Annotated in this window: 25 protein-coding genes; 11 read left to right on the plus strand and 14 right to left on the minus strand. The window is 76.2% G+C overall.

All coding sequences use genetic code 11. The annotated features are described in order from the left end of the window. Positions 1–40 precede the first annotated feature (40 nt). Positions 41–1819 (plus strand): zinc-dependent metalloprotease, encoded by a 1779-nt coding sequence (locus tag FB458_RS01830; protein ID WP_246061019.1) that lies wholly within the window; start codon positions 41–43, stop codon positions 1817–1819. Further along, positions 1816–2424: an NUDIX hydrolase gene (locus tag FB458_RS01835; protein ID WP_246061020.1), complete on the plus strand. Its 609-nt coding sequence runs from the start codon at positions 1816–1818 to the stop codon at positions 2422–2424. The genes FB458_RS01830 and FB458_RS01835 overlap by 4 nt, the downstream gene beginning before the upstream one ends. A 6-nt stretch (positions 2425–2430) precedes the next feature. Here the strand turns inward: FB458_RS01835 and FB458_RS01840 are convergent, their stop codons facing one another. After that, complete coding sequence (locus FB458_RS01840) at positions 2431–3039, minus strand: YgjP-like metallopeptidase domain-containing protein (protein ID WP_141846251.1); 609 nt, start codon at positions 3037–3039, stop codon at positions 2431–2433. A gap of 153 nt (positions 3040–3192) precedes the next feature. On the opposite strand from FB458_RS01840, the gene FB458_RS01845 reads away from it, so the two are divergent. The 3 genes from FB458_RS01845 to FB458_RS01855 all read left to right on the plus strand — a co-directional run bounded on the left by FB458_RS01845 (position 3193) and on the right by FB458_RS01855 (position 5948). After that, positions 3193–3378 carry a DUF5679 domain-containing protein gene (locus FB458_RS01845; protein ID WP_141846253.1) on the plus strand — a complete coding sequence of 62 codons (186 nt, stop codon included), beginning with the start codon at positions 3193–3195 and terminating at the stop codon, positions 3376–3378. 237 nt (positions 3379–3615) lie between these two features. After that, the gene (locus FB458_RS01850) at positions 3616–4626 is read left to right on the plus strand and encodes a hypothetical protein (protein WP_141846255.1); all 1011 of its coding nucleotides are present in this window, start codon (positions 3616–3618) and stop codon (positions 4624–4626) included. Then, entirely contained in the window at positions 4623–5948 is a 1326-nt protein-coding gene (locus FB458_RS01855) for an ABC1 kinase family protein (RefSeq protein ID WP_141846257.1), read from the plus strand. Before FB458_RS01850 ends, FB458_RS01855 begins: the two co-directional genes overlap by 4 nt. Positions 5949–5967: 19 nt before the next feature. Here FB458_RS01855 and FB458_RS01860 read toward each other — a convergent pair whose 3' ends face one another. After that, a complete protein-coding gene (locus FB458_RS01860) occupies positions 5968–6150 on the minus strand; it encodes a hypothetical protein (RefSeq protein WP_141846258.1) in 183 nt (60 codons plus the stop codon). Positions 6151–6152: 2 nt separating this feature from the next. Continuing rightward, positions 6153–6728 carry an HhH-GPD-type base excision DNA repair protein gene (locus FB458_RS01865; protein ID WP_141846260.1) on the minus strand — a complete coding sequence of 192 codons (576 nt, stop codon included), beginning with the start codon at positions 6726–6728 and terminating at the stop codon, positions 6153–6155. A gap of 101 nt (positions 6729–6829) precedes the next feature. Here FB458_RS01865 and FB458_RS01870 point away from each other — a divergent pair, with 101 nt between their 5' ends. Further along, a complete protein-coding gene (locus FB458_RS01870) occupies positions 6830–7675 on the plus strand; it encodes an NAD-dependent epimerase/dehydratase family protein (RefSeq protein ID WP_141846262.1) in 846 nt (281 codons plus the stop codon). A gap of 147 nt (positions 7676–7822) precedes the next feature. On the opposite strand, the gene FB458_RS21190 is transcribed toward FB458_RS01870, so the two are convergent. The 4 genes from FB458_RS21190 to FB458_RS01885 all read right to left on the minus strand — a co-directional run bounded on the left by FB458_RS21190 (position 7823) and on the right by FB458_RS01885 (position 11159). After that, positions 7823–7966, minus strand: coding sequence for a hypothetical protein (locus tag FB458_RS21190; RefSeq protein ID WP_170185540.1), 144 nt, complete (start codon positions 7964–7966; stop codon positions 7823–7825). A 53-nt stretch (positions 7967–8019) separates the two neighbouring features. Beyond that, a complete protein-coding gene (locus tag FB458_RS01875) occupies positions 8020–8310 on the minus strand; it encodes a WhiB family transcriptional regulator (protein ID WP_141846264.1) in 291 nt (96 codons plus the stop codon). 292 nt (positions 8311–8602) lie between these two features. Then, entirely contained in the window at positions 8603–8827 is a 225-nt protein-coding gene (locus FB458_RS01880) for a hypothetical protein (RefSeq protein WP_141846266.1), read from the minus strand. A 136-nt stretch (positions 8828–8963) separates the two neighbouring features. After that, entirely contained in the window at positions 8964–11159 is a 2196-nt protein-coding gene (locus tag FB458_RS01885; RefSeq protein WP_141846268.1) for an ATP-dependent DNA helicase UvrD2, read from the minus strand. A 66-nt stretch (positions 11160–11225) separates the two neighbouring features. Here FB458_RS01885 and FB458_RS01890 point away from each other — a divergent pair, with 66 nt between their 5' ends. Then, positions 11226–11498 (plus strand): mycoredoxin, encoded by a 273-nt coding sequence (locus FB458_RS01890; RefSeq protein WP_141846270.1) that lies wholly within the window; start codon positions 11226–11228, stop codon positions 11496–11498. An 18-nt stretch (positions 11499–11516) separates the two neighbouring features. On the opposite strand, the gene nudC is transcribed toward FB458_RS01890, so the two are convergent. After that, positions 11517–12479, minus strand: coding sequence for an NAD(+) diphosphatase (gene nudC / locus FB458_RS01895; RefSeq protein ID WP_141846272.1), 963 nt, complete (start codon positions 12477–12479; stop codon positions 11517–11519). A gap of 105 nt (positions 12480–12584) precedes the next feature. Here nudC and FB458_RS01900 point away from each other — a divergent pair, with 105 nt between their 5' ends. Continuing rightward, on the plus strand, positions 12585–13925 hold the full coding sequence (locus FB458_RS01900) for a phosphotransferase (protein ID WP_141846274.1): 1341 nt from the start codon (positions 12585–12587) through the stop codon (positions 13923–13925). 50 nt (positions 13926–13975) lie between these two features. Here the strand turns inward: FB458_RS01900 and FB458_RS01905 are convergent, their stop codons facing one another. Genes FB458_RS01905 through moeB form a run of 5 tightly spaced genes read right to left on the minus strand, consistent with a single transcriptional unit; the run spans position 13976 to position 23654 of the window. Continuing rightward, a complete protein-coding gene (locus FB458_RS01905; protein WP_141846276.1) occupies positions 13976–17410 on the minus strand; it encodes an ATP-dependent helicase in 3435 nt (1144 codons plus the stop codon). Next, entirely contained in the window at positions 17407–20607 is a 3201-nt protein-coding gene (locus FB458_RS01910) for an ATP-dependent helicase (protein WP_141850270.1), read from the minus strand. Before FB458_RS01910 ends, FB458_RS01905 begins: the two co-directional genes overlap by 4 nt. 13 nt (positions 20608–20620) lie before the next feature. Further along, positions 20621–21664 carry a GTP pyrophosphokinase gene (locus FB458_RS01915; RefSeq protein ID WP_281286076.1) on the minus strand — a complete coding sequence of 348 codons (1044 nt, stop codon included), beginning with the start codon at positions 21662–21664 and terminating at the stop codon, positions 20621–20623. Positions 21665–21705: 41 nt separating this feature from the next. Next, positions 21706–22458, minus strand: a complete 753-nt coding sequence (locus FB458_RS01920; protein WP_141846278.1) for a VOC family protein — start codon at positions 22456–22458, stop codon at positions 21706–21708. Continuing rightward, positions 22458–23654, minus strand: coding sequence for a molybdopterin-synthase adenylyltransferase MoeB (gene moeB / locus FB458_RS01925; RefSeq protein WP_141846280.1), 1197 nt, complete (start codon positions 23652–23654; stop codon positions 22458–22460). The genes FB458_RS01920 and moeB overlap by 1 nt, the downstream gene beginning before the upstream one ends. Positions 23655–23796: 142 nt before the next feature. On the opposite strand from moeB, the gene FB458_RS01930 reads away from it, so the two are divergent. From FB458_RS01930 to FB458_RS01940, 3 genes are all read left to right on the plus strand, one after another. Next, positions 23797–24447, plus strand: a complete 651-nt coding sequence (locus FB458_RS01930) for a TetR/AcrR family transcriptional regulator (protein WP_141846282.1) — start codon at positions 23797–23799, stop codon at positions 24445–24447. Between the two features lie 65 nt (positions 24448–24512). Further along, the gene (locus tag FB458_RS01935; RefSeq protein ID WP_141846284.1) at positions 24513–24734 is read left to right on the plus strand and encodes a DUF3107 domain-containing protein; all 222 of its coding nucleotides are present in this window, start codon (positions 24513–24515) and stop codon (positions 24732–24734) included. A 75-nt stretch (positions 24735–24809) separates the two neighbouring features. Then, positions 24810–25082, plus strand: a complete 273-nt coding sequence (locus FB458_RS01940; RefSeq protein ID WP_141846285.1) for a GlsB/YeaQ/YmgE family stress response membrane protein — start codon at positions 24810–24812, stop codon at positions 25080–25082. Between the two features lie 100 nt (positions 25083–25182). On the opposite strand, the gene FB458_RS01945 is transcribed toward FB458_RS01940, so the two are convergent. Continuing rightward, positions 25183–25848 (minus strand): ferritin-like fold-containing protein, encoded by a 666-nt coding sequence (locus FB458_RS01945; RefSeq protein WP_211355902.1) that lies wholly within the window; start codon positions 25846–25848, stop codon positions 25183–25185. Positions 25849–25855 lie beyond the last annotated feature (7 nt).

A 25855-nucleotide genomic window follows, 5' to 3' on the forward strand; every position in this document is an offset into this window, starting at 1 on the left:
ACGCCCGAGCCGGGCGTGCCGGCGCGAGGAGAGCGACACCATGGCACCGACGACCGACGACCCGGACGAGCGCCCCGAGGACGACACCCCGCAGGACGCCGCGCCCGACGCCCCCGAGGACACCCCGCACGACACCCCGAGCGACACCCCCCGCGACACCCCCCACGAGCCGCCGTACGGCGCCCGCGCCCCCATGGGCTTCTCGAGCCCGGGGGCGCCGCCCCCCGCCCGCCGCGACCCCGCCCAGGACGAGGAGGACGGGCTGCCCGACCTGTCGGCGCTCCTCGGCGCCCTCGGCGGCTCCGGCCCGATGCCCGACATGGCGCAGCTCGAGGCGATGATGCGCCGGCTCGGCGGCGCCGGCGGGATGCCCGACCTCGGCCAGCTCGAGGCGATGATGCGCCAGCTCGGCGTCACCCCGCCCGCACCCGGGCAGGCGCCGATGGGCGCCTTCGCCGTGCTCCAGCAGCAGCTCCAGCAGATGTTCACCCCGCAGACCAGCGAGTCACGGGCGGCGATGGCGACCGACGTGGCCCGCAAGACCGTCGCCGCGGCCGGCAGCGACGCCGCCGTCACCGACGCGCAGCGCCGCGAGGTGTCCGAGGCGGTCCAGGTGGCCCACCTGTGGGTCGACCCGATGACCGCGTTCGACGCGCCGACCGGCCAGGGGGTGGCGTGGAGCCGCGCCCAGTGGGTCGAGGCGACGATGCCGACGTGGACCGAGCTCGTCGAGCCGGTCTCGGCCGGCGTCACCCGCGCGGTCACCGCCGCGCTCCAGGAGCAGCTGGGCAAGCTCGGCGAGCAGCTCGGCGACTCCCCCGAGGGGCTGGCCGGGCTGCCCGGTCTCGAGGGCCTGCAGGGCCTGGGCGGGCTGCAGAACCTCGACCTGGACGCCCTCATGGGCCAGGTCGCCCCGGCGATGGAGCAGATGGCGGGCACGATGTTCTCCGCGCAGCTCGGCCACGGGGTCGGCGCGCTCGCCGACGACGTCCTGTCCGGCACCGAGGTCGGCCTGCCGCTCGTGCGCTCCGAGGACGTCGCGCTGCTGCCGGCCAACGTCGACGCCTTCACCGAGGGCCTCGGCATAGACCGCGGCGAGGTGCGGCTCTACCTCGCCGTTCGCGAGGCCGCCCGCGCCCGGCTGTTCGCCGAGGTCCCGTGGCTCGGGCCGCAGCTCGAGGCCGCCGTGCGCGACTACGCCTCCGCGATCCGCATCGACACCGACGCGATCGAGGAGGAGATCCGCGGGATGGAGCCGCAGCAGGGGATGCAGGGCTTCGCCGAGCTGCAGGACAAGCTGCGCGACCGGCTCTTCTCCCCCACCCCGACCCCGCAGCAGCAGGCCGCGCTGGCCCGCCTCGAGACCTCGCTCGCCCTCGTGGAGGGCTGGGTCGACCTCGTCACCGACCAGGCCGTCGCCGGTCACCTCCCGCAGGCCGCCGCCCTCGGCGAGGCCGTACGACGCCGCCGCGCCGGTGGCCCGGCGCAGAAGGCGTTCGCCGGGATGGTCGGCCTGGAGCTGCGCCCGCGGCGGCTGCGCGACGCCCGCAACCTGTGGGCCGCACTGGAGGACGCCGGTGGCCTCGGCCTGCGCGACGGCGCCTGGTCGCACCCGGACATCGCCCCGACCGCCGCCGACCTCGACGACCCGCTGGGGTACGTCGAGAAGCGCCAGGGCCGCGGCGCCGCGCAGCAGCGCGACGAGATGGACGAGGCGCTCGAGCAGCTCCTGCGCGAGTCCGAGGGCGGCTCCGAGGGCGGCTCGGAGGGCGGCTCGGAGGGCGGCTCGGGAAACGGCTCCGACAGCGGGCGCGGGTGACCGACGACGGCGCTCCCCCCGGCACGCCGTACGGCGTCCTGCACGCGGACGCGGTGCGCGTCCTCACCGCCTGGGAGCCACCGGCGGCGGCGCGCGGGCCCCAGGAGCTGCTGCGCCGGGACTTCCTCGACCACCTGGCCCGGCACCCCGACGGGGTGGCCAAGGCCGGCCCGCCCGCGCACCTGACCGCGAGTTGCGTCGTCCTCGACGCCGACCTCGCCCACGTCCTGCTCACGCACCACCGCAAGGCGAGGCAGTGGTACCAGCTCGGCGGCCACGTCGAGCCGCTCGACCGGTCGCTGCGCGCCGCCGCCGAGCGCGAGGCGCGCGAGGAGGGCGGCATCGAGGGCCTGCGGGTCACCCTCGCCCCCGTCCAGCTCGACCGGCACCGGCTCGTCGGCGCGTTCGGCCGCTGCGCCGAGCACCTCGACGTGCGCTACGCCGCCGTGGCCCCCGCCGGCGCCCGGCCGGTCGTCAGCGCGGAGTCGCACGACGTGCGGTGGTGGCCGGTCGACGACCTGCCGCCCGGCACCGCGGCCGAGCTGCGTGCCCCGGTCGACCTGGCCCGGGCCGCGCTCGCCGCGGACCCGGCGCGTGGACGGTAGGTGACGCTAGAGGGCGATCGCGTCGTCGGCGGCGTCGTCCGGCACGACGTCCTCCGGGGTGTCCGCGGTGTCGTCGAGGTCGAGGCCGGCGGTGGCCGACACCCCCTCGAGGTAGCCGCGGGCCCGCTCGAGCCGCGGGTAGCCCTCGATGAGCCGCCAGAAGGCGCGGTCGTGGCCGGGGTGCAGCAGGTGCGCGAGCTCGTGCAGGAGCACGTAGTCCAGGACGTAGCCCGGCATCCCCTTGACCCGGTCGCTGATCCGGATCGTGCCGTCGGCCGGGGTGCACGAGCCCCAGCGGGTGGTCTGGTTCGCGACCCAGCGCACCGACGTCGGCCGCGCCAGACCGCCGAGGTAGCGGGTGGACAGGTCGGCAGCGCGGGCGGCCAGCTGGGTGTCGCTCGGGCGACGACGGCGGTCGCCGTCGGCGAGGCGCACGAGCATGGCGTCGACCCACTGCCGCTCCTGCGCCGGGCTGAAGCCGGCGGGGATGAGCACGACGGTCCGACCGCCCTCGCGGTAGGCGCTGACGGTGCGCCGCCGCCGTCGGCTGCGACGGACCTCGACGGCCTCGTGCGCGCCGTGGTCCTCGAGTCCGCTGCGTCGCGCCTCGACCATTCCTCGAGGGTACGACGCCCCGTCCGCCCGGGCGGGGACGCGCGCCGCCGCGCGCCGATGTGCGGTCCGTCCCCCCTGCTGGTCTAGGGTTGAGCGAGTCCTGCGCCGCCCCTTGCGGCGCAGCCGGACGCAGATGGACAAGGAGACAACCCCATGGCTGACCAGAAGACTGCCACCGAGACGGGTGAGACCTACTCGGGCGAGTTCTACTGCGTGAAGTGCAAGGAGAAGCGACAGGCCGAGGGGAAGGTCGTCGTCAGCGAGAACGGCCGCCGCATGGCCAAGGGCCAGTGCCCGGTGTGCGGGACCAACCTCAACCGCATCCTCGGCAAGAGCTGACTCCCCGGCGCCCGGCGCACCACCCCACGGCGGGCGGTCGCGCCGCGCCCGGCACCGACGCGTGCCACACGACGGGCGGGACCCCTCGGGGTCCCGCCCGTCCTGCGTCCCCAGCCCCCCGCCGCTCGCCGCTCCCCGTGCGGGGCTGTGGATGGCCGCGTGCGCGGTCGACGCCCTGTGACAGCCTCGCTGGGACGGGCCCGGGTGGCGGAGCGCGGGTCGGCGGAGGAGGCGACGGTGGACGAGCAGGAGGTCGCCCGCGGAGCGTGGCGCCGCGGGCGGGACGTCGTGCAGGTCGGCTGGTCCGGCGCGGACGGCCTGGTCCTGCACGGGCTCGAGCCCCGCGAGGTCATCGCGCTCACCACTCCGCAGACGCTGCAGGCGGGCCGGCTCGACGCCGCCGCCCTGGCCGGCACGGCCCGCACCGTCGGCATCCCCCGACGCCGGCTCGGGCTGCTCGTCGAGGTGCTCCGGGCCCACGACCTCGTCGGACCGGGCGAGCGGGGTGCGGCCGGTCGAGGGCCGTCCGGCCTCGGAGACCGGTGGGTCGTCGTCGGCGGGTCCGGCAGCCTGCCGTGGCAGACGGCGAGCCTGCTGCGCACGGCGGGGGTCGGTCGCGTCGACCTCGGCCACGAGGCCGTCGACGACCTCGACCACCGCCTCGGTCCCCCCGCTCCCCCGGCTCCACCGGCCACGGGAGCGGCCCGCCCCGACCTCGTCGTCCTCGCCGCCCAGCACCTCGTGCCCGCCCGGTGGGGCGACCCGTGGCGGCGGCGCGGGATCGCGGTGCTGCCCGTCACCCTCGAGCGGCGCCGGGTGCTCGTCGGCCCGCTCGTGCTCGACCCGGCCGGCCCCTGCCTGCACTGCCTCGACCTCGTGCGCACCGACCTCGACGGGGGCTGGCCGGCCCTCGTCGCCCAGGCCGACGACGGCGTGGACGCCCCGCGGGCGGGGCGGTCGCTCACCCCGCCGCCGGAGCCCGACGACACCGACCAGACCCTCACCGCGCTCGCGGCCGCCGTGGTGGCCCTGCTCGTGCGGTGTCACCTCGAGGGGCGCCCGCCCCCGGCGGGGGTGTCGGTCGAGGCCACGCTGCCCTGGCCACGGCTCGACCACCGGCGCTGGCCCCGCCACCCGGACTGCCCGCACCATGAGGACCGCTCGCACCACGGCGAGCGGGTCGCGGCGCCCACGTGCGCCACCCCACACCCGCGAACCGCGGCCGGCCGAGGGACAATGGAGGCGTGAGTGACCTCCCCCGCAACGCCGTGACGAGGGCCGCCAAGCTGGCGACCCTGCCCGCCGGGATCGCCGGCCGGGCCGCGTGGGGTCTGGGCAAGCGGATCGGGGGCAGACCCGCCGAGGTCGTCGCCGCCGAGCTGCAGGCCCGCACCGCCGAGCAGCTGTTCAAGGTGCTCGGTGAGCTCAAGGGCGGGGCGATGAAGTTCGGCCAGGCCCTGTCGGTGTTCGAGTCGGCGCTGCCGGAGGAGTTCGCGGCGCCGTACCGCGCCATGCTGACCAAGCTGCAGGACTCCGCTCCCCCGCTGCCCGCCGCGACCGTCCACGAGGTGCTGGCCGCCGAGCTCGGCCCCCGCTGGCGGCGCAGCTTCACCGAGTTCGGCGACACCCCGGTCGCCGCCGCCTCGATCGGCCAGGTGCACAAGGGCGTCTGGCGCGACGGCCGCGAGGTCGCGGTGAAGATCCAGTACCCCGGCGCCGGCAAGGCGCTGCTGTCCGACCTCAACCAGATCTCCCGGGTCGCCCGGGTGGCGACGGTGTGGGTGCCGGGCATCGAGATCGGCCCGCTCCTCGACGAGCTGAAGAGCCGGATGACCGAGGAGCTCGACTACGACCTCGAGGCCAAGGCCCAGGCCAAGTTCGCCAAGGGCTTCGACGGCGACGAGCGGTTCGCGCTGCCCAAGGTGATCAAGCACAGCGAGCACGTCATCGTCAGCGAGTGGCTCGAGGGCACCCCGCTCTCGCGCATCATCGACAAGGGGACGAAGAAGCAGCGCGACCACGCCGCCGCGCTCTACATGGACTTCCTCCTCGAGGGCCCGGACCGGGTGGGGCTGCTGCACGCCGACCCGCACCCCGGCAACTTCCGGATCACCCCCGACGGGCGGCTGGGCGTCATCGACTTCGGCGCCGTCAACCGCCTGCCGGGCGGCCTCCCGCCGGAGATGGGCCGGTTCCTCATGTGGGCGCTCGCCGGCGACGCGCAGGGCACCCTCGACGGGCTGCGCGACATCGGCTTCGTCCGCCCGTCGGTCGACCTCGACCCCGACCGGCTGCTGGAGTACCTCCAGCCCTTCGTCGACCCGCTGCGCACCGACCGGTTCCGCTTCACCCGGCCGTGGATCCGCGACGTCTTCAGCCACATCAACGACCCGCGCAAGCCCAACTACACGGTCGGGATGAAGCTCAACCTCCCGCCGGACTACCTGCTCATCCACCGTGTGTGGATCGGCGGCATCGCCGTGCTGTGCCAGCTCGGCGGGGAGGTCGAGGCCCGCGCGATCGTCTCGCGCCACCTCGTCGAGGCCGAGCTCCCGCCCGTCGGGAGCTGACGGCCCGCGAGGAGGGGCCTCACCACCAGGCGCTGTCGAGCTTTCCCTCGATGCTGCGCAGGTGGGTGCGGCTGCACGTGTCGCAGGTCCACACGGCCCGTCCGTTCTCCACGCTGCGCACCCAGGTCAGCCGGGCACCCGCGACGTCGTCGCCCACGACGGTCCGCCCGCACACCCCGCACGTGAGGGCCTGGTCGGCCACGCTCAGGCCTTCGCCTTCGCCGCCGCCTTGGCCTCCTTCTTGAAGGCCCGCACCTTCTCCAGCGACTCCCCGTCGACGACGTCGGCGACCGAGCGGAACGACCCCGTCTCGCCGTACGGCGTCGTCGCCGCCTCCCACCCGTCGGGCCGCACGCCGAGCTGCTTGGCCAGCAGCGCGACGAAGATCCGCGCCTTCTGGTCGCCGAAGCCGGGCAGCGCCTTGACGCGGGCGACGAGCTCACGGCCGGAGCCGACCCCGGTCCAGATCCGCTCGGCGTCACCGTCGTACTCGTCGCGGACGACGGCGGCGACGGCCTGGATCCGGGCCGCCATCGAGCGGCCGTAGCGGTGGATGGCCGGCGGGGTCGCGCAGAGGTCGGCGAACGCGTCCGGTTCCGCGGCGGCGATGCGGCCCGGGTCGAGGGTGCCGAAGCGCTCGAGCACCTTCGCCGGCCCGGCGAAGGCCCGCTCCATCGGGAACTGCTGGTCCAGCAGCATCCCGACGAGCAGGCCGAACGGGTCGGTCCCGAGGACCTCGTCGGCGGCCGGGTCCTGCGCGATGGTGAGCGACGCCTTCATGGCGCCAGCCTAGGCCGACCCGACCGGCCGGCGACCCGGACGCTATCCTCGGTGGCCGATGTCCCGGTGGGGGCCTCGTGCCAGCCGAGAGGAGAGCCCAGGTGACGACCGTCCTCGTGACCGGTGCCGCCGGGTACGTCGGACGACACGTCGTCACCGCCCTGCTCGAGCGTGGGGTGGCGGTGCGCGCCGTCGTCCGGCCCGGGTCGCGCTCGGACGTCGACCCCCGCGCCGACGTCGTCGCCCTCGACGTCCTCGCGCCCGACGCCGACCTCGACGCGCTGCTCCCCGACCCGGTCGACGCGGTCGTGCACCTGGCCTGGCAGGACGGCTTCAACCACCAGGCCCCCAGTCACGTCGCGCGCCTGTCCGACCACTACCGCCTGCTCACCGCGCTCGTCGACCGGGGCGTCCCCCGGGTCGCCATCCTCGGCACGATGCACGAGGTCGGCTACTGGGAGGGGGCGATCGACGAGCACACCCCGACCGACCCGCGCTCGCTGTACGGCGTCGCGAAGGACGCGCTGCGCCGCGCCACCCTCCTCGGGCTCGCCGACCGCGCCGAGGTCCAGTGGCTGCGCTGCTTCTACATCACCGGGGACGACCGACGGAACCAGTCGATCTTCACCCGCCTGCTCGAGGCGGCCGACCGCGGCCAGCGCGAGTTCCCCTTCACCTCGGGCGTCAACCGCTACGACTTCATCGACGTCGCCGACCTCGGGCGGCAGATCGCGGTCGTCGTCACGACCCCCGGGGTCACCGGGGTGGTCAACTGCTGCAGCGGCGACCCGCGCAGCCTCGGCGAGATGGTCGAGGACTTCATCGCCCGGCACGACCTCGGGATCACGCTCCAGTACGGTGCCTTCCCCGACCGGCCCTACGACTCCCCCGGGGTCTGGGGCGACGCGACCCGCATCCACGAGATCCTCGCCGCCGACGCCCGCTGAAGCACGGCCGGCGTCAGCGGACCCGACCCGGACCCGAACGCCCTCCGGACACGGACGAGGGCGGGGAGGCCGTCGCCCTCCCCGCCCTCGTGAACCCGGCGGTGCTGGTCGTGCTGGTCGTGCTGGTCCTGCTCCGGCGCTCGGCCGTCACTGCCGGTGGCCGGCCTCGCGCGAGCGGTGGATCTCGAGCTGGATCAGCCGAGCCCCCCGCCGGATGCCGCGGACGCGCTGCGTCCGCTGTCGCTGCGCGACGGTGTGCCGCGCGATCTCGTAGTGCTGGGCCTGGTACATGCCCGGTCTCCTTCTGCTGGTGTCGCTGACGATGTGGTGATGAGGGTGTCGGCTCAGGCCGCGTAGACCGCGTCCTTGCGCGGCCGGCCCCGGGGCCGCTTGCGGGCCACGACGACGCCCTGGACGAGCAGCTGCCCGCCCCAGACGCCCCACGGCTCGCGCCGCTCGAGGGCCCCCTCCAGGCACGAGGCCCGGAACGGGCAGTCCTGGCAGAGCGCCTTGGCGTACTCGACGTCGCTCGGGCGCTCCGCGAACCAGAGCTCCGCGTCGTAGTCCCGGCACGGGATGCCGCTCTCCTGCGCCGGCCGGCTCGCGACGGCGCTCGTGAGCGTGCTCAACGTCATCGGTGTCACCTCCCCTTCTCCTGCGGCGCCGCGGTGGCGGTGCCGCTCCTGTGGTCCTGTCCCTGGTGCGGGTCGTGCGGGTCGTGCTCCTCCGGGCCGGCGGGTGGCCGGTGACCGGTGGTCTCGTGGGTGCTGCGGTGGTGCTGAGGCGTGCTGCTGCGTGACGGTCATGTCTTCCTCGGCGTCGACCGCGGCCCCTCCCGCCCCGGCACCTGCCGGGGGATACAGAAAGGCCGCGGATCCCGTTGATCGGGTTCCGCGGCCTGGAGTGGAGGACCGGTTGTCTGGAGAGTCAGACAGGCGGTCTGCCGGCGCGGAACCGGTGCTGCGCGATGGACTTGTGAGCGGACGTGCCGACGAGGGCGGAGCCGAAGCCCAGGCCCCCGGCGACGGGCAGGGTCATCCCCTGGACCGGACCGGCGATCGGCGCGAGGAGGCGCAGACCCGGGCACGGACGCACGACGACGTCGTACCGACGACGCGTCGGGACGACGTTCCAGGTGGTGGTCATCTCCATGGGGGCTGCCCTCCTCTCGGGCTCGTGGGTGGCCGACGGTTCCGTCGGCTGACGAGGAGTCAGACTACGCGGGTGCCCGCGAGGCCGACAACTTCTTTTACGGGAAATTTCCAGAATTCACCGCGGGGGCCGCGGGTCAGGCGGATCCCGTTGCGGCAGAGGCGTTCTCGACGACCTCCTCGGGCGCCGCACCCCCCAGGACCTGCAGGACGGAGGCGCCGTACGTGTCGAGCTTGACCGCCCCGACCCCCACGATCCGGCTCAGCTCGGGCAGCGACGTCGGCGCGGCCTCGGCCATCGCGGTGAGCGTCGCGTCGGTGAAGACGACGTACGCCGGCACCGCCGCGGCCTGCGCGACGAGGCGGCGCCAGGTGCGCAGCGCCTCGAACACCGCCTCGTCGTAGGTGGGCGGGCAGTCGTCGCAGCGGCCGGTCTTGCGCTGCGCGGCGGAGACGAGGTCGGTCCCGCAGCCGCGGCACCGCACGGGCGCCTTCGGGACGACGGCCTCCTGGCGCCCGCGACCGCCGGAGCGCCCGCCGGCGCGCTTGGGCTGCGACCGGGCCCCGTCGCCCAGCACGCTGGCCGTGGCGTCGAGGAACCGAGAGGGCCGGCGCGAGGCGCGACCCCCGGGAGTGCGCGACGCCGACCACGACAGGTGCAGGGCGCGGCGCGCGCGCGTCATCCCGACGTAGAGCAGCCGCCGCTCCTCCTCGATCGCCTCGGCGCCCTCGGCCATGGTGATGGGGATCAGCCCGTCGCTGCAGCCGACGAGGAAGACGGTGTCCCACTCCAGACCCTTCGCCGCGTGCAGCGAGGCGAGGGTGACGCCCTCGACGACCGGCGCGTGCTGCGCGCTCGCCCGCTCCTCGAGCTCGCGGACCAGGTCGGGCAGCCGCGCCCCGGGGGTCGTCGCGACGAGGTCCGCGGCGAGCTGCACCAGCGCCTGCAGCGACTCCCACCGCTCCCGTACGGCGCCCCCCGACGACGGCGGCTGGGGGGTCCAGCCCGCCCCGCCGATGACGTCCCCCACGACGTCGACGAGCGGCCGGTCGAGGTCGTCGCTGCGCGCGGCCCCGCGCAGGAGGAGCACCGCCTGGCGCACCTCGGAGCGGGAGAAGAACCGCTCGCCGCCGCGCACGAGGTAGGGCACCCCGGCGTCGGCGAGCGCCGCCTCGAGCCCCTCGGACTGCGCGTTGGTGCGGAACAGGACGGCGATCTCCGAGGCCGGGTGGCCCTCGGCGACGAGCCGGGCCACCTGCGCGGCGACCGCGGCCGACTCGGCCGGGGCGTCGGCGTGCGCGGTCAGCTGCGGGCGGGGACCGGCCTCGCCCTGGGCGACGAGCTCGACGTACCCGCTCGCCGACGGGCCGGTCGCCGCGCGGGCGGCGGCCTTGACGACGAGGTTGGCCAGCCCGACGATCTGCGGCGAGCTGCGGTAGTTGCGCACGAGGCGCACGGTGCGCGCCTGCGGGTGCCGCCGCGGGAAGTCGAGCAGGTGCCGCGGCGTCGCCCCGGTGAACGAGTAGATCGTCTGGGCCGGGTCCCCGACGACGCAGACGTCGCTGCGCTCCCCCACCCACAGCTCGAGCAGCCGCTGCTGGAGGGCGTTGACGTCCTGGTACTCGTCGACGACGAAGTGGCGGTACTGCGCGCGCACCGTCCGGGCGACGTCCTCGTGCTCGTCGAGGATGCCCGCCATGACGAGCAGGACGTCCTCGAAGTCGATGACGCCCCGGTCGGTCTTGGCCGACTCGTAGGTGTCGAAGAGGCGGGCCATCGCCGTCGCGTCGACGCCGGCGGGGTCCCGGCCGAGGCGGCGCGCGGCGGCGGCGTACGTCTCCGGGGTGAGGAGGTTGACCTTGGCCCACTCGACCTCGGCGGCGAGGTCGCGCACCGCGGTGCGGTCGAACTGCATCCGCAGCCGCGAGGCGGCCTCGGCGACGACCGACGCCTTGTGCGGCAGGATCTCCGGCGCCGCGCCGCCGATGGCCTGCGGCCAGAAGAAGTGCAGCTGGCGCAGCGCGGCGGCGTGGAAGGTGCGCGCCTGCACGCCGGGGACGCCGAGCCCGCGCAGCCGGGTGCGCATCTCCCCCGCGGCGCGGGCGGTGAAGGTCACCGCGAGGACCCGCTGCGCCTGGTAGGCGCCGGAGTGGACGCCGTACGCGATGCGGTGGGTGATGGCGCGGGTCTTGCCCGTGCCCGCGCCGGCGAGCACGCACATCGGGCCGAGCGGGCTGGCGGCGACCTCGCGCTGCTCAGGGTCGAGGGCCTCGAGGATGGCGTCGGGCGAGACGGGGGCCCCGGGGGTCGGGGGGAGGACGGCCGCGCTCATGACCGGTCCACTCTAGGTCGCCGAGGCGACGGGAAGGTTCGCCGGCCGGGCGGGGTTGTGGACGGCATGACGTCCTCCACCGCCCCCGCCAAGCCCGAGGCCGGCTCGGTCACGATGTACACGACGAGCTGGTGCGGCTACTGCGCCCGCCTGAAGTCCCAGCTCGGCCGGGAGGGCATCCCGTTCGCCGAGATCGACATCGAGCGCCAGCCCGGTGCGGCGGACTACGTCGAGTCGGTGAACCGCGGCAACCAGACGGTGCCGACCGTCGTCTTCCCGGACGGCTCCGCGGCGACCAACCCGAGCGTGGCCGAGGTCAAGGTGCGCCTGGGCCTCTGAGGGGCGCCCGGGCCGGCGTCACCACTCGACGCGGCGCCATGCTGCTCCGGCGGCGGCGACGGCGTCCTCGATGCGCGCCCCGAGCCAGTGCTCGATGATCCGCTGCGCGATCGAGATCCCGCCCGGGACCCGCAGCTCGCCGGTGACCAGCGCGTCGACGTACTGCTGCCTGGAGAACCAGCGGGCCTCGGCCATCTCGACGGGGTCGAGCGTCAGCTCGGTCGAGCGGGCGTGGGCCGAGAAGCCGATCATCCCCGAGCAGGGGAACGGCCACGGCTGGTTGCCGAGGTAGGTCACCTCGTCGACGTCGATGCCGACCTCCTCGCGCACCTCGCGCGCGACGGCGGCCTCGAACGACTCCCCCGGCTCGACGAACCCGGCGAGCACCGAGAAGCGGCCCTCGGGCCAGGCCGGTGATCGGCCGACGAGCAGCCGCTCGTCGTCGTCGAGGACGCCCATGATGACGGCGGGGTCGGTGCGCGGGTAGTGCTCGCTGCCGTCGGCCGTGCAGCGGCGCACCCAGCCCGCCGAGTGCGGCTCGGTCCGCGCCCCGCAACGGGGGCAGTGCGGGTGGGCGCGGTGCCAGTTGGCCAGGGCCTGCGCGGTGGTGAAGACGCCGGCGTCGCGGGGCGCGAGGGTCAGGCCCGCGTCGCGCAGGGTCGGCCAGCCGTCCTCGGCGCGCGGCTGCGGGTCGACGACGGCGACGTACGACGTCCCGCCCTCCTCGCCGAGGAACACGGCCAGCGTGCCGGCGGCGCGGTCGGCGTCGACGGGCGCCCGGTAGGCCAGACCGCGGCCCGTCGGCGACGTCGGGTCGTCCTCGAGGGCGATGCGCTGGTCGGCCGAGATCACCGCGACGCGGGTCGCGGGGTCGCCGAGCAGCCGGGGCAGCAGCCCGTCGTCGGCGCGGCGGTGGGCGGCCCGGTCGAGGGTGCCCCGGGAGAGCGCGAGGTCGGTGAGCACGTCGTTGGCGAGGGCCACCTCGCCACCCTAGAGGCGGCGTGCGGGCCCGTCCCGGGTGGCCGGGTCCGTCGCCGGCCGTGGCGGTCCCCCGGTGGCGGGGCCGGACGTCCTACCGTGGGGCGGGTGACCCGGACCGCCATGCAGCTGGCCGCCCTCGCGAGCTCGGCCGTCCCGGGCCTGGACCCGGTGTCGGTGCGGGCCGTCGCGACGCACCCCGAGTCGTCGTACGACGTCGCGTTCGTCACCGACGCGCAGCACCGCGAGTGGGTGGTGCGGGCGCCGCGGACCGCGGCCGCCGGCGCGCAGGCCGACGCCGTCGCGCCGTTCCTCGCCCTCGCCGCGCGGCGGCTGCCGTTCTCGGTGCCGACGGCGCGCGGGCACGTCGCCGTCGCCGAGGGGCGCGTCGGGGTGCACCCGTACGTCGCCGGGCGGGCGCTCGACCTGGGGTCGGTCCCGGCCGGTCCGGGTCTCGCGGCCGACCTCGGCGCCGTCGTCGCGGCGGTGCACGACCTCGACCGCGGCCTCGCCGAGGAGGCCGGGCTGCCGATGTACGACGCCGAGGCCCACCGGGCGCGCAAGCTCGCCGACCTCGACCGCGCGGCCGCCACCGGTCACGTGCCGACGACGCTGCTGGCGCGGTGGGAGCGGCGCCTGGAGAACGTGTCGCTGTGGCGCTTCGCCCCCGCGACGGTGCACGGCTCGCTCGAGGGCCGGCACCTGCTCGTCGCCTTCGAGGACGAGGAGGACGCCGCGACCGGTCGCGTCCGTGCGGTCACCGGGTGGGAGGCGGCCAAGGTGGCCGACCCGGCCGAGGACCTCGCGGCGCTCGTCGCCGAGTGCGACCCGGCGACGCTCGAGACGGTGCTCGAGGCCTACGCGCACCACCGGGTCGAGCGGCCGGACCCGCACCTCGTCGCCCGGGCCCGGCTGGCCGCCGAGATGCGGCTGCTGAGCCGGCTGCTGGCCGCGGGCAGCGCGGGCCGACGCGACCTCGTGCGGGCGCTGGCCTCGGAGCTGCGGGCCCTCGACGAGCGCACGGCCGACGAGGACGACGACGAGACCACCAGCCCCGACCCGCTCGCCGGCGGCCGGGCGCAACGGTGGGCCGCCGAGCACCAGGCGACCGCGGGCGCCACGGTGGCCGGCACGGCGACCGTGGCGGCCACCATGGCGGATGCGGAGCCCGGCGAGGAGGTCCGCGACGAGGAGGGTCACGACGGCGAGACCGACGAGCCGGAGCCGGCGGACGACGACACGGTGGCCGTGCCCGCCGAGCACCTGCTCGACGACAGCGCCCACACCGAGGTGCTCAGCGAGGCCGACCTGGCGCAGGCGCGCGCGTCCTTGCCGTCCCGTCCCGAGCCGGAGGACCACGACGCGGACGACCTCGGCGCGACCCAGCCCGTCGCCGTGACGCCCGTCGACGAGGAGGACGACGGCCGGGCGGCGGACGAGCAGCGCTGACCGGCGCCGCCGCCGTCTCTCGAAGATCTTCGCCCCCGACGCGCCCGGGCTCAGTCCTCGGCGTCCGCCTCCGGGACGCCTCGGAGCAGGGCGACGAGGTCCTTCTCGCGCGGCAGCCGGGGGCGGACCGTCCGGCCGGTGCCGGCGTAGTAGAACGCGGCGTCGACCTTGCTCGCGGGCAGGCCGCGCAGCCGGGCCAGTGCGAGCGCGTACGTCGCCAGCTGGAGCGCCCGCGTCCTCGCCTCCTTGCCGCTGGGCTCGGCCCCGGTCTTCCAGTCGACGACGGTGACGCCGCCGTCGTCGCGGGGGAAGACCGCGTCGACGCGCCCGCGGACGGCGATGCCGTCGACGATCGTCTCGACGGAGGTCTCGATGGCCTCCGGCACGCGGTCGGCCCACTCGGAGGCGAGGAACAGCTCGCGCATCCGCGGGAGCGCGTCGTCCTCCCTCGCGTCCTCGTCGGCGCTGCCCGGCAGGTCGAGCAGATCGACGAGCCCGGCGCGGGCGTAGTGCTGCTCGACCCACGCGTGGAACGCGGTGCCGCGGCGGGCGGCCAGCGCGGGCTCGCTCGGCATCGGCCGGCGCAGCTGGGCGGCGAACCGCTCGGGGTCGCTGGCCAGCTGCACGACGGCGGACGCCGACAGGTGGCGCGGGAGCAGCGCGACCTGCTCGGTGCGGGCCGACTGCCGCTCGCGCTCGGTGAGCAGCAGCCGCAGCTGGCGCTCGGTCTCCGGCTCGAGCGGACCGGGGGCGAGGCCGGCCCCGACCCGGGCCATCGCCTCGGTGACCTGGCGGCGTCGCGACTCCAGGGGGTCGGCCGGCCACTCGTGCTGCTCGGGCTCGGCCGTGCGCGGGTTCTGCGGCTTCTCGCCGTCGGTCGGCGGCAGGTCGACCCACGGACCGGTCACCACCGGCAGCGAGCCGGCCCCGGCCGCGTCCAGCAGCTCGTGCAGGAACGCCGAGGTGACCTTGGGCGTCTGCCCCTCCCCCCACACGCACGCGGTGAGCAGGGCGCAGCGTCGGGCGCGGGTGAGGGCCACGTACGCGAGCCGTCGCTCCTCGGCGAGGGCGTGCCGCCCGCCGTCCTCCTGGAACCGGGTGAAGGCGTCGCGCACGTCGACCCAGTCGCCGTCCGACGGCCAGGTGAGCGCGGGCAGACCCTCGCGGTCGCCCCGCAGCGGGTAGGGCAGACCGTCGGCGCCGACGAGCCAGCCCTTGTCGAGGTGGGGGCCGACGACCCACTCCCCGTTCGCGACCTTGCTCTGGACCCCGCCCTCCCGCGCGGGGAAACCGCCCTCGACGAGCCCCGGCACGGCGACGTGGTCCCACTCCAGGCCCTTGGCCGCGTGGACGGTGAGGACCTGCACCGCGTCGACGTTGGCCTCGACGGTCGGCAGGTCCAGGCCGCGCTCCTCGACCAGGGCCGCGTCGACCCAGGACAGGAAGCCCAGCAGGCTGGGCCGGTCGGCCTGGACGGCGAACTGCGCGGCCACCTCGGCGAAGGCGTCGAGGTGCGCCCGCGCCGTCGTCGGCGTGTGCTCCGGCCGGGCCAGCACCTCGACGTCGAGCCCGATGGCGCGCTCGGCCTCGCCGACGAGGTCGGCCAGCGGCAGCCCGGTCAGCCCGCGCAGCTCCGCGAGCACCAGCCCGAGCGCGCGCAGCCGCTCCAGCCCCGCCTCGGACACCCCCTGGCCCTCGGGGCCCCGCCAGTCGGGGGTCGGCAGGTCGTCGAGCGCCTCGACGATGCTGGCCCGTTCCGAGCTCTCGGGCGCCTGGTCGCGGGCGACGTCACGAGGGGGCACGACGGCCATGCCGGACTCGTCGGCGTCGCGGCTGTCGACGGCGTCCTCGCGCGGGTCGTCCCACTGCGGCGTCGCCTCCTCGAACCCGGGGAGGGCGACGACCGACATGCCCCGCGGGGCCTGCTGGCGGGCCCGCGCCCACGCGGCCAGGCCGTCGAGGTCGGCCGCGCCCAGCCGGCACAGCGGACCGGTGAGCAGCCGCATGAGCCGGTCGCCCCGCGACGGGTCCTGCACCACCCACAGCAGGCTGACCAGGTCGCTCACCTCGGGGGTGAGCAGCAGCCCGCCGAGACCGACGACCTCCACCGGCAGCCCGCGCTCGCGCAGCGCCGCGACGACGGTCGGGAACTGGGCGCGCTTGCGGCACAGCACCGCCGCGCTGTCGCCGGTGCGGCGACCGCTCGGGCTCCACCACCGTCCGGCCACCCAGCCGGCGACGTACGACGCCTCGTCCTCGAGCCGCTCCAGCCGCGCCGCCTCGAGGTGCCCGGGTCCGGCGCCGGCTCGCGGGGCGAGCGGCTCGGCGTCGACGCTCGCGCCCGCCCGGAGCGGACCGGCGACGAGGTTCGCGGCGTCGAGGATCGTCACGTCGTTGCGCCAGCTCGTCGACAGCGGCACCTGCCGGGCGAGCCCGTCCGGCGAGCCCGGGTCGGCGAACTCGCGGCGGAACTGGGCCAGCCCGGTCGCGCTCGCCCCGCGCCACCCGTAGATCGACTGGTGCGGGTCGCCGACCGCGGTGACGCCCGGCCGGTCGTCCCCCGTGCCGAAGAGCCGCGACAGCAGCACCATCTGCGCGGTCGAGGTGTCCTGGAACTCGTCGAGCAGGACGGCCCGGAACCGCTGCCGCTCCAGCTCGCCCACCGCCGGCACCTCGCGGGCCAGCCGCGCCGCGAGCGCCATCTGGTCGGCGAAGTCGAGCGAGTCGCGCGAGCGCTTGAGGTCGAGGTAGGCCCGGACCATCGGCAGGATCGCGCGGCGGTTGCGCAGCACGCCCCGCTGCGCCTTGAGCGGGTGGACCTTGAGCCGGTTCTGCCCCTGCGGGACGGCGTCCCACCGCACGAGCTCGGTGTCGATGAGGTCCACGACCTCCTCGGGCGTGCGCAGGTGCTCGGCCAGCTCACCGGCCAGCGACGTGACGGCCCCGACGATGGTCGACTCGGCCGACGTGACGTCGGTGACGTCGCCGTCGTAGCGGGCGACGGCCTCCGCGGCGAGCTGCCAGGCCGCCGCCTCCGAGAGCAGCCGGGACTCGGGCTCGTGCCCCAGCCGCAGGGCGTGCTCGCGCACGAGCCGGCCGGCGTAGGAGTGGTACGTCGACACGACGGGGATCCCCCCGAGCGCCTCGGCGCCCTCGTCGTCGAACGCCCGCGGGGTCCACAGCCCGCTGCCCTCCAGCGTCGCCAGCCGGCGCGCGATCCGCTCGGCCAGCTCGGACGCGGCCTTGCGGGTGAAGGTCAGGCCGAGCACCTGGTCGGGGTCGACGTGCCCGTTCGCGACGAGCCACACCACCCGGGAGGCCATCGTCTCGGTCTTGCCCGAGCCGGCGCCGGCGACGACGAGCAGCGGACGGTCCGGGGCCGCCTCGATGACGACGGTCTGCTCGTCGGTCGGCGGCGGGTTGCCGAGCGCGGCGGCGATCTCCGCGGCGGTCAGGGTCCGCGTCGTGGTCGTGGGCGCGGTCACGACAGCACCCGCCCCTCGGGCTGCAGCGGGCAGGACGTGCGGACCGGGCAGAACTGGCAGTGCTGGCCTGCGGTCGCGAGCACGCTCGCGCCGGCCATGCCGTCGGCGACGCGGTGCACGACCTCCTCGGCCCAGCCCGGGTCGTCGTGCTCGGCGAGCGGCCGCTGGACGATGGGCGGGTTGTCGGCCGGTGCGTTGCGGCCCAGCCGCAGGATGGCCGCGCCGGCGGACTCGGTGCCGTGCTCCTCGAACCCGCCCTGCTCGACGGCGAGCTGGTAGACCGCGAGCTGGAGGTGGTCGTCGATGGTGCGCTGCGACGGGGTGGTCGACCCGGTCTTGTAGTCCAGCACCCGCAGCCGGCCCTCGCCGTCGCGCTCGAGCCGGTCCACGCGCCCGGCGACGACGGCGCGGCCGACCTCGGCGCGCATCCCGACCTCGGCGCCGGCCAGCGTCCACCCCTCGCGGTCCGCCCGGTCGTAGTAGTCGACGAGCCGGGTGACCATGCCGTGGGCCTCCTCGCGCAGTCGCTCGGTCGCCCACCCCGAGGGCAACCCGAGCCGGCCCCAGCGGCGGTCGACCTCGGCGACGAGGGTGGTGACGTCGACCTCGTCGCCGAGCTCGGCGGCGATGTCGTGGACGAGGGTGCCGAGGTTGGCCCGGCCCTGGCTCGGGCTGTCGCCCCCCGCGGTGGTCAGGAGCCAGCGCAGCGCGCACGTCTCGAAGCTCTCGACCTTGGACGGCGAGACCCGCACGGGTTGCTCCGGCGCGCGCAGGGGGCGGTCGTCGCTCAGCCCGCGCAGCGCCCACCAGTCGCGCGGGTCGGCTCCGGGCACCCCGGCCTCGACGAGCCGCTCGAGCCCCGCCCGTGCGGAGCGCGCCTGCGCCACCGTGCCGACCAGCAGCTCGCGACGCAGCCGGGCCACGAGGGCGGGCAGGGTGAGCGGGGCCCGGACGTCGCTGATCCGGCGCACCTCCCGCTCGACCGCGCCGCCGACGTCGCCGTCGGGCGCCTCGGGGGGCGGGTCGACGACGTCGAGGTAGGGCGACGGCTGCTCGTCCTCGCTGCGCACGGCCGTGACGAGCACGCGCCGTCGGGCGCGGGACACGGCGACGTGCAGGAGCCGGGTCTCGTCGTACCGGACCGCGGCCTGGGCCGCCCGGGTCGACGCGCCGCGCCCGGTGACCACCGCGACGAGGTCCTCCGAGCCGAGCAGCGAGCCGCGCAGCCGCAGGTCGGGCCACACCCCCTCCTGGACCCCGGCGACGACGACGAGGTCCCACTCCAGCCCGGCGGCGGACGCGGGGGTGAGCACCGAGACCGCCTGCCCCTGCGGCGCCCGCGGGACGAGGGTGTCTCCGGGGACGTCCTGCCCGCGCACGTGCTCGAGGAACGCGTCGGGCCCGGCGGCCGGCAGCCGGTCGACGAACGCGCCGACCGCCCCGAAGAGCGCGACGACGGCGTCGAGGTCGCGGTCGGCCCGCTGGCCGCGCGGCCCCCCGCGCAGCGCCCGCCGGCGCCAGGGGTCGGCGACGTCGAGGCCCTGCCACACCGCCCAGAGGATCGTCTCGGCCGTCACGCCCGGGGCCCACCCCGGCCGTCCGGTCACCGGGTCGACCGCCGTCCGCGCGGCGTCGACCCCGGCCGCGACCCCGGCCGCGAGCCGCCGCAACGGCGCCCCGTCGAGCCCGAGCGCGACCGCGCCGCCGAGGTCGAGCACGCCGTCGGCCAGCAGCTCGTCGCTCGTGCGCGTCCCGCCCTCGTCGAGCTCGGCCCGGCGCAGCAGCCGGCGCAGCCGCCGCAGCCGGACGGCGTCGCACTCCCCCAGCGGCGAGAGCAGCAGGTCGACCGCCTGCTCCGGCGTGGGCCGGGCCCCCGGGTCGCGGGCGACCCGCAGGACGAGGTCGAGCAGCTCGAGCAGCGGCCGGACGGCGACCTCGTCGCGCACCGGGATCTCCGCCGCCCCCGACGCGACCGGGACACCCTGTGCGGTGAGGGCCCGCCGCAGCGCCGCGTCGCGCGAGCGACCGCGGACGATGACCGCCATCCGGTCCCACGGGACGCCCTCGAGCAGGTGGGCGGCCCGCAGCTCGGCCGCGACGTGCGCCGCCTCCTGCGTCCCCGCCCGCAGCAGGGCCACGTCGAGCCGCCCGTCCGCGGGCCCCGCGGCCAGCGCCGAGCGCTGCGCCCCGCCGCCGAGGGCGCCGATCCGCCGGGCGACCGCCGCGGTCGCCGTCCGCAGCGCGGGCCCCTGCCGGTGCACGGTGCCGAGGACGACGGTCGGCGCCGGGTCGCCCGCCGGCGCGAGCGCGGCCCACCCGGTGGCGACCAGCCGCGGGTCGGCCCCGCGGAAGGTCTGCACGGCGCTGTCCGGGTCGCCGAGCAGGACCAGCGACACCCCCGCGCGGGCGAGGACGCGCAGCACCCGGGCGGCGGCCGGGGTGAGCTCCTGGGCGTCGTCGACGACGACGAGCCGCACCTGCTCCACCGTGCGGGCCAGCGCCTGCGGGTCGTCCTCCAGCCGGTCCGCCGCCGCCGTGAGGATCCACGCCGGGTCGTAACCGCCGGGGCGCGAGAGGGCGGTCACCTCGTCGTACTCGCGCAGCACGTCGGCAGCGGCGACCCACTCGGGCCGCGCGTGCTCGCGCCCGAGCCGCGCCAGGTCGGGCGGCTCGAGACCGAGCTCGACGGCGCGCATGAGCAGGTCGCGCAGCTCGGCCCGGAAGCCGCGGCGGTTGACGGCGGCCTGCACGTGCGGCGGCCAGACCGGCCCCGTCACGTCGCCGGAGGCGTGCCCGGCGAGCAGGTCGCGCAGCACGACGTCCTGCTCGGGCCCGCTGAGCAGCCGCGGAGCGGGCTCCCCCCTCAGCGCCGCCTCGCGGCGCAGGACCCCGAACCCGAAGGCCTGGTGGGTGCGCGCGAGCGGCTCCGTCGTCGTCCCCCCGACGCGGGCCGTCACCCGGTCGCGCAGCCGCGCGGCTGCGGTGCGGCTGGCCGTCAGCAGCAGGCAGGCGTCGGGCGACAGCCCGTCGCGCGCGACCCGGTCGACGACGACCTCGACGGCGGTCGTCGTCTTGCCGGTGCCGGGGGCGCCGAGCACGCGCAGCAGCGCTCCACGGTGCTCGACGGCCCGTCGCTGGTCGCCGTCGAGCACCGGCGCCCCCACAGCGGGGGCCGGAGCGCGGCGCAGGTCGACCATGCGCGTCATCCCATCACGCAGGGGTGACAGCGCCCCCGCGCAGCCGCTCGAGGCGCGCGGCGAGCAGGTCCACGCGGTGCGCGTTGCCGCGCAGGGCGACGTACCGCTCGCCGTACCGCGCCAGCAGCGCGTCGTCCAGCCGCCGGACCGCGCCGGCCGGGTACTTGTAGCCCATCGCCGTCGTGACGGCCGCCTCGTCGACCGGCGCCAGCGCGTGGTCGAGCTCCTCGAGCGAGGCCAGCCCCAGCTCGAGGACCAGCCCGGCCATCCACGCGTAGTGGTCCGTCCTCGACCAGCCCGCCTCCGGGTAGCGGCCGATGAGGAAGGCGGCGAGGTCCGAGGGGTCGACCCGCGGGTCGTCGTCGGCGCCGTCCGCCCGGGTGTCGCGCACGGCCTCCTGGAGCCGGTCGCGGATGGTCGAGAACTCCCGGTCGGCCAGCTCGAGCAGGCCCGCCGCCAGGGTGAAGCGTCGGTCCAGGTCGGGCACCTGCGCCGCGGGCACGGTGCCCTTGTAGCGGATGTCGTGCTCGAACTCGGCCCACGCGTGCTGGAGCACGGTGCGGATCTGCAGCGAGAGGGGGTGCCGGGCCAGGACGTCGTACGACGGCTCGCCGGCGACGCCCTCGTCCGCCTGCACCCGCAGGTGCCGGCTGGCGTAGCCGAAGCGGCCCTGGCTGGCCGTCTCGAGCCCGAGGTCGCGGTCGTCGACGACGTCGAGCTGCTCGGCCACGAGCCCGGCGACGGCGGCGACGTCGCGGTGCAGGTAGGTGATGACCCGCACCCCCACCGCGTCGGTGATCTCCGCGGCCGGGTCCGGGGCGCCCTGCGCCCGCAGCCGGGCCGCCTTCCCCGCGTACGACGTCACCGACTTGGTCCGCCCGTCGACCGAGAGGTAGTTGATGCCGGCCTCGTCGAGGATCCGCCGCACCAGCGCGGTCCACGCCTCGCCGGTCGCGATGAGCGCCGGGCGCGCGGCCGCGTACTCGGCGACGGCGGCGCGGGCCACCTCGTCGAAGGGCGGGCGGCGCTCGTCGGGGCTGGCGGGACGGTCGGTCACGACCGTGATTCCACCACCTGCCGGCGACCGACCGGGGGAGGTCAGCCCGCGACGAGCTCGACCTCGAAGCCTGCGGCGTCCTCGAGGTAGGCCGCGTAGTGCCCCGGTCCGCCCGCGAACGGGTGCCGGTCGACGTACATCAGCGACCAGCCGTGCGCCGGCGCGGCGCGCACGAGCCGGTCGACGTCGGCGCGCGAGCCGGCGTGGAAGGCCAGGTGGTTGACCCCGGCGCGGCGCCGGTCGTGCGGCCCGGTGACGTCGGACCCGGCCTCGAGGACGACGTACGTCGCCCCGAGCTCCCAGCTCTCCCCCACCGACCCGTCCTGCGGCCAGCGGTCGGTGCGGCGGTAGCCGAGCTCGCCCAGCAGCCACCCGAGCGAGCGGCGCGCCTGCGTCAGGTCGCCCACCCACACCTCGACGTGGTGCAGCGACCCGCGCGCGCCCGCGGACGGCCGCTCGGGCCGGGCGTCGTCGTCGGTCGGCTCCCAGCGCGCCCGGGCCAGGTCGACGCGCAGCCCGTCCAGGGTGCCGCGCACGAGCGGCGTGCCCTCGGCGCGGTAGTGCTCCAGCGCCACCTCCTCGTGCCCCTGCGGCGGCCACCCGCCGGCGCGCACGACCCGCCACCAGGGCACGTCGGCGCCGTACCGGCCCAGGACGTTGCCGGGCCAGCGCGGCCCGCGCCCGACGAGCGCCCCGACGTCGCCGTACGTCGCGACCTTCCCCTCCGGGATGCGCGCGACGACCTCGAGGACGCGCTGGGCCGCCTCCGGCACGACGCCGTACGGCGCCCCCATCAGTAGCCCGGCAGGCTCGGGTCGACGTCGCGGACCCAGGCGAGCACCCCACCGTCGAGGCTGCGCACGTCGTCGTACCCGCGGGCGAGCAGCAGCCGGGTGGCCTCCGCCGAGCGGGCGCCCGACTTGCAGTGCACGACGACCGGCAGGTCGAGGATCCCGAGGTCGGGGCGCCGGAAGGCGCGACCGTCGCGGAACTCCTCGAGCGGGATCGCGACCGCCCCGGGGATGGAGACGATCGCGCGCTCGTCCTCGCCGCGCACGTCGACGAGCACGGGCGCGTCGAGGCCGGCCAGCGAGTCCGCCAGCTCGGTCGCCGACACGAGCGGCACCGACGGCGCGGCGACCGCACCCGCCGGCGGCAGCCCGCAGAACGCGTCGTAGTCGACGAGCCCGGTCTCCCGGGTGACCGTGGGCGCGTCGCCGCACACCGCGCAGCCGGGGTCGCGGCGCACCGGCACCTCGCCCCAGGTCATGGCGAGCGCGTCGTGCACGAGCAGCCGCCCGATCAGCGGGTCGCCGACCCCGAGGAGCAGCTTGAGCGTCTCGGTCACCTGGACCGACCCGATCGCGGCGCACAGCACGCCGAGGACGCCGCCCTCGGCGCACGACGGCACCGCGCCCGGCGGCGGCGGCTCGGGGAACACGCAGCGGTAGCAGGGCCCGTGGCCGGCCCACCAGACGCTCACCTGGCCGTCGAAGCGGTAGACCGAGCCCCACACGTGGGGGATGCCGAGGAGCGCGCAGGCATCGTTGACCAGGTAACGGGTGGGGAAGTTGTCGGTGCCGTCGAGGACGACGTCGTAGCCCCCCAGGACCTCGAGCGCGGTCGAGGAGTCCAGCCGTACGGCGTGCTCGACGACGCGCACGTGCGGGTTCACCCGGGCGACGGCGTCGGCGGCCGACGACGTCTTCGGCCGGCCCACGTCGGCGTCGCGGTGGACCACCTGGCGCTGCAGGTTGCTCGTCTCGACGACGTCCGCGTCGACGACGCCGATCGTGCCGACGCCCGCGGCCGCGAGGTAGAGCAGGGCGGGCGACCCCAGTCCGCCCGCACCGACGACGAGCACCCGCGCGGAGGCGAGCCGCTCCTGGCCCTCCATCCCCACCTGGGGCAGCAGCAGGTGCCGGGCGTAGCGCTCGACCTCGGGTCGCTCCAGCCGCCGCGCGGGGTCGGCGAGGGGGGACGTGCTCACCCGCCCGACGCTACGCCAGGCGCGCGCCCCCGTGACCGGTCGGCGGGGCTACTCGTGGGTAGAGTGTGCCGCCAGCGCCGCGGGGGCGGCGGACGGCACAGCGCAGCCGGCGGGAGCCGGGGGGGTCAGGGAGGCGACGACGATGTCGGTGGCAGAGGGCGCACGCCCACGGGGCCAGCGCCTGCCGCGGTCGGCCCGGCGGGCGCAGCTGCTCGAGGCGGCCCAGGCCGCCTTCGTCGAGTCCGGCTACCACGCCGCCGCCATGGACGACATCGCCGAGCGGGCCGGCGTGTCCAAACCCGTGCTCTACCAGCACTTCCCGGGCAAGCTCGACCTCTACCTCGCGCTGCTCGACCAGACCCGCCAGGAGATCGAGCAGGCCGTCCGCGGCGCGCTCACCGGCACCACCGACAACCGTCAGCGCGTCCTCGACTGCATGGCCGTCTACTTCGACGTCGTCTCCCGCGAGAGCGCGCCGTTCCGGCTGATCTTCGAGTCCGACCTCAGCAACGACCCGGCCGTCGCCGAGCGGATCGAGGGGGTCGCGACGACGTGCGGCGACGCGCTCGCCGAGGTCATCGCCGCCGACACCGAGATGTCCGACGCCGACGCGCACCTGCTCGGGATGGCGCTGACCGGGATGGCGCAGGTCGCTGCGCGCTACTGGCTCTCGCAGGGGGCGAGCGTCCCGCGCGACGAGGCGGCCCGGCTCGTGGGTCAGCTGGCGTGGCGCGGCATCGGCGGCTTCCCCAAGGTGGGCGGCCCCGGCGCGGAACAGGACCCCGCCTCCTAGGGTTGGACCGGTGCGGGGCCGACCGGGTCCCGTCAGCAGCACGCAGCACGACGAAAGGCACTTCCGTGGAGGTCAGGATCGGCGTCCAGAACGTCGCCCGCGAGATCGCGTTCGAGTCGAACCAGAGCGTCGAGGACGTCGAGTCGGCGGTCAGCAAGGCCATCGCCGACGGCGGCGTCGTCACCCTCGTCGACGAGAAGGGCCGGCGCTACCTCGTCCCGGCCGCGAACATCGGCTACGTCAACATCGGGGAGCAGGAGAAGAGCCGCGTCGGTTTCGGCGGCTGAATCCGGGTACTACCTGCTCGACGACGGTGCGTTCGCACCGCCCGAGACGGCCACCCGGCCACAAAGGAGACGACAGTGATCAGTTCCATCATCGGCGCCATCATCGTGGGCGCGATCATCGGTGCGCTGGGACGGTTGATCCTCCCCGGCAAGCAGAACATCTCGCTCGTCGCGACGATCGTCATCGGCATCATCGCCTCGCTCATCGGCGGCGTGATCCTCGGGGCCACCGCCTACCGCAACGCCAACGGCGGCATCCCGTGGCTCGCCTGGATCGTCGGTGCCATCCTCGCCGCCATCGGCATCACCCTGTACGGCCGCATGACGGGTCGCGGCTCGCGCGTCTGACCGACCAGCACCCCGTACGACGTCACGGGCCCGGCCACCCAGGCCGGGCCCGTCGCCGTGCCGGGGTGCGCGCTCGCATCCGCGTTCGGATCCGGCGGGGTCAGGCCGACAGGCCGAGCCGCTGCATCCGGTGCGTGTGCTCGTCGGTGATGCGCGCGAACATCCGCCCGATCTCGGCCAGGTCGGCGCTCGGGCCGCCCGCCCCGCCGACGAGGATGAGCGTGAGCGAGTCGCGCTCGACCGCCACCCGCTGCGCCTGGGTCAGGGCCTCGCCCACCAGCCGCCGCCCCCACAGCGCGAGCCGACCCGTGAGCCGGGGGTCCTCCCGCTGCGCCGCCCGCACGCGGCTGACGACGAACTCCGCCCCGCCGACGTCGGACATCGCCGCCTCGACGAGGCTGCGGGTGTCGGCGTCGACGTACCGCGAGATCTCCCGGTAGAAGTCCTGAGCGATGCCGTCCCCGACGTAGGCCTTGACCAGCCCCTCGAGGAAGGTGCTGGGGCGGGTCCGCGCGTGGAAGGCGTCGAACGACTCGACGAACGGGGCGACGGCCGCCCCCGGGTCCTCCCCGAGCTCGCGCAGGCGCGCCGTGATGACCTCGTAGTGCTGGAACTCGGCCACCGCGAGCCGCGCGACCGCCGCCTTGTCGGTGTGCGTGGGCGCCATCTCCGCGTCCTTGGCGAGCTCGCTGAAGGCCATCAGCTCGCCGTACGCCAGGGCGCCGAGGAGGTCGACGACCGCCGGCCGGTGCGCGTCATCGCTCATGGCCGCC

The sequence above is a fragment of the Lapillicoccus jejuensis genome (assembly GCF_006715055.1).
Lineage (GTDB): Bacteria > Actinomycetota > Actinomycetes > Actinomycetales > Dermatophilaceae > Lapillicoccus > Lapillicoccus jejuensis.

Coding starts and splice junctions, on each gene's coding strand:
- FB458_RS01830 (WP_246061019.1), top strand. CDS start 41: ATGGCACCGACGACCGACGACCCGGACGAGCGCCCCGAGGACGACACC.
- FB458_RS01840 (WP_141846251.1), bottom strand. CDS start 3,039: ATGGTCGAGGCGCGACGCAGCGGACTCGAGGACCACGGCGCGCACGAG.
- FB458_RS01845 (WP_141846253.1), top strand. CDS start 3,193: ATGGCTGACCAGAAGACTGCCACCGAGACGGGTGAGACCTACTCGGGC.
- FB458_RS01865 (WP_141846260.1), bottom strand. CDS start 6,728: ATGAAGGCGTCGCTCACCATCGCGCAGGACCCGGCCGCCGACGAGGTC.
- FB458_RS21190 (WP_170185540.1), bottom strand. CDS start 7,966: ATGTACCAGGCCCAGCACTACGAGATCGCGCGGCACACCGTCGCGCAG.
- FB458_RS01875 (WP_141846264.1), bottom strand. CDS start 8,310: ATGACGTTGAGCACGCTCACGAGCGCCGTCGCGAGCCGGCCGGCGCAG.
- FB458_RS01880 (WP_141846266.1), bottom strand. CDS start 8,827: ATGGAGATGACCACCACCTGGAACGTCGTCCCGACGCGTCGTCGGTAC.
- FB458_RS01885 (WP_141846268.1), bottom strand. CDS start 11,159: ATGAGCGCGGCCGTCCTCCCCCCGACCCCCGGGGCCCCCGTCTCGCCC.
- FB458_RS01890 (WP_141846270.1), top strand. CDS start 11,226: ATGACGTCCTCCACCGCCCCCGCCAAGCCCGAGGCCGGCTCGGTCACG.
- FB458_RS01910 (WP_141850270.1), bottom strand. CDS start 20,607: ATGGTCGACCTGCGCCGCGCTCCGGCCCCCGCTGTGGGGGCGCCGGTG.
- FB458_RS01920 (WP_141846278.1), bottom strand. CDS start 22,458: ATGGGGGCGCCGTACGGCGTCGTGCCGGAGGCGGCCCAGCGCGTCCTC.
- FB458_RS01930 (WP_141846282.1), top strand. CDS start 23,797: ATGTCGGTGGCAGAGGGCGCACGCCCACGGGGCCAGCGCCTGCCGCGG.
- FB458_RS01945 (WP_211355902.1), bottom strand. CDS start 25,848: ATGAGCGATGACGCGCACCGGCCGGCGGTCGTCGACCTCCTCGGCGCC.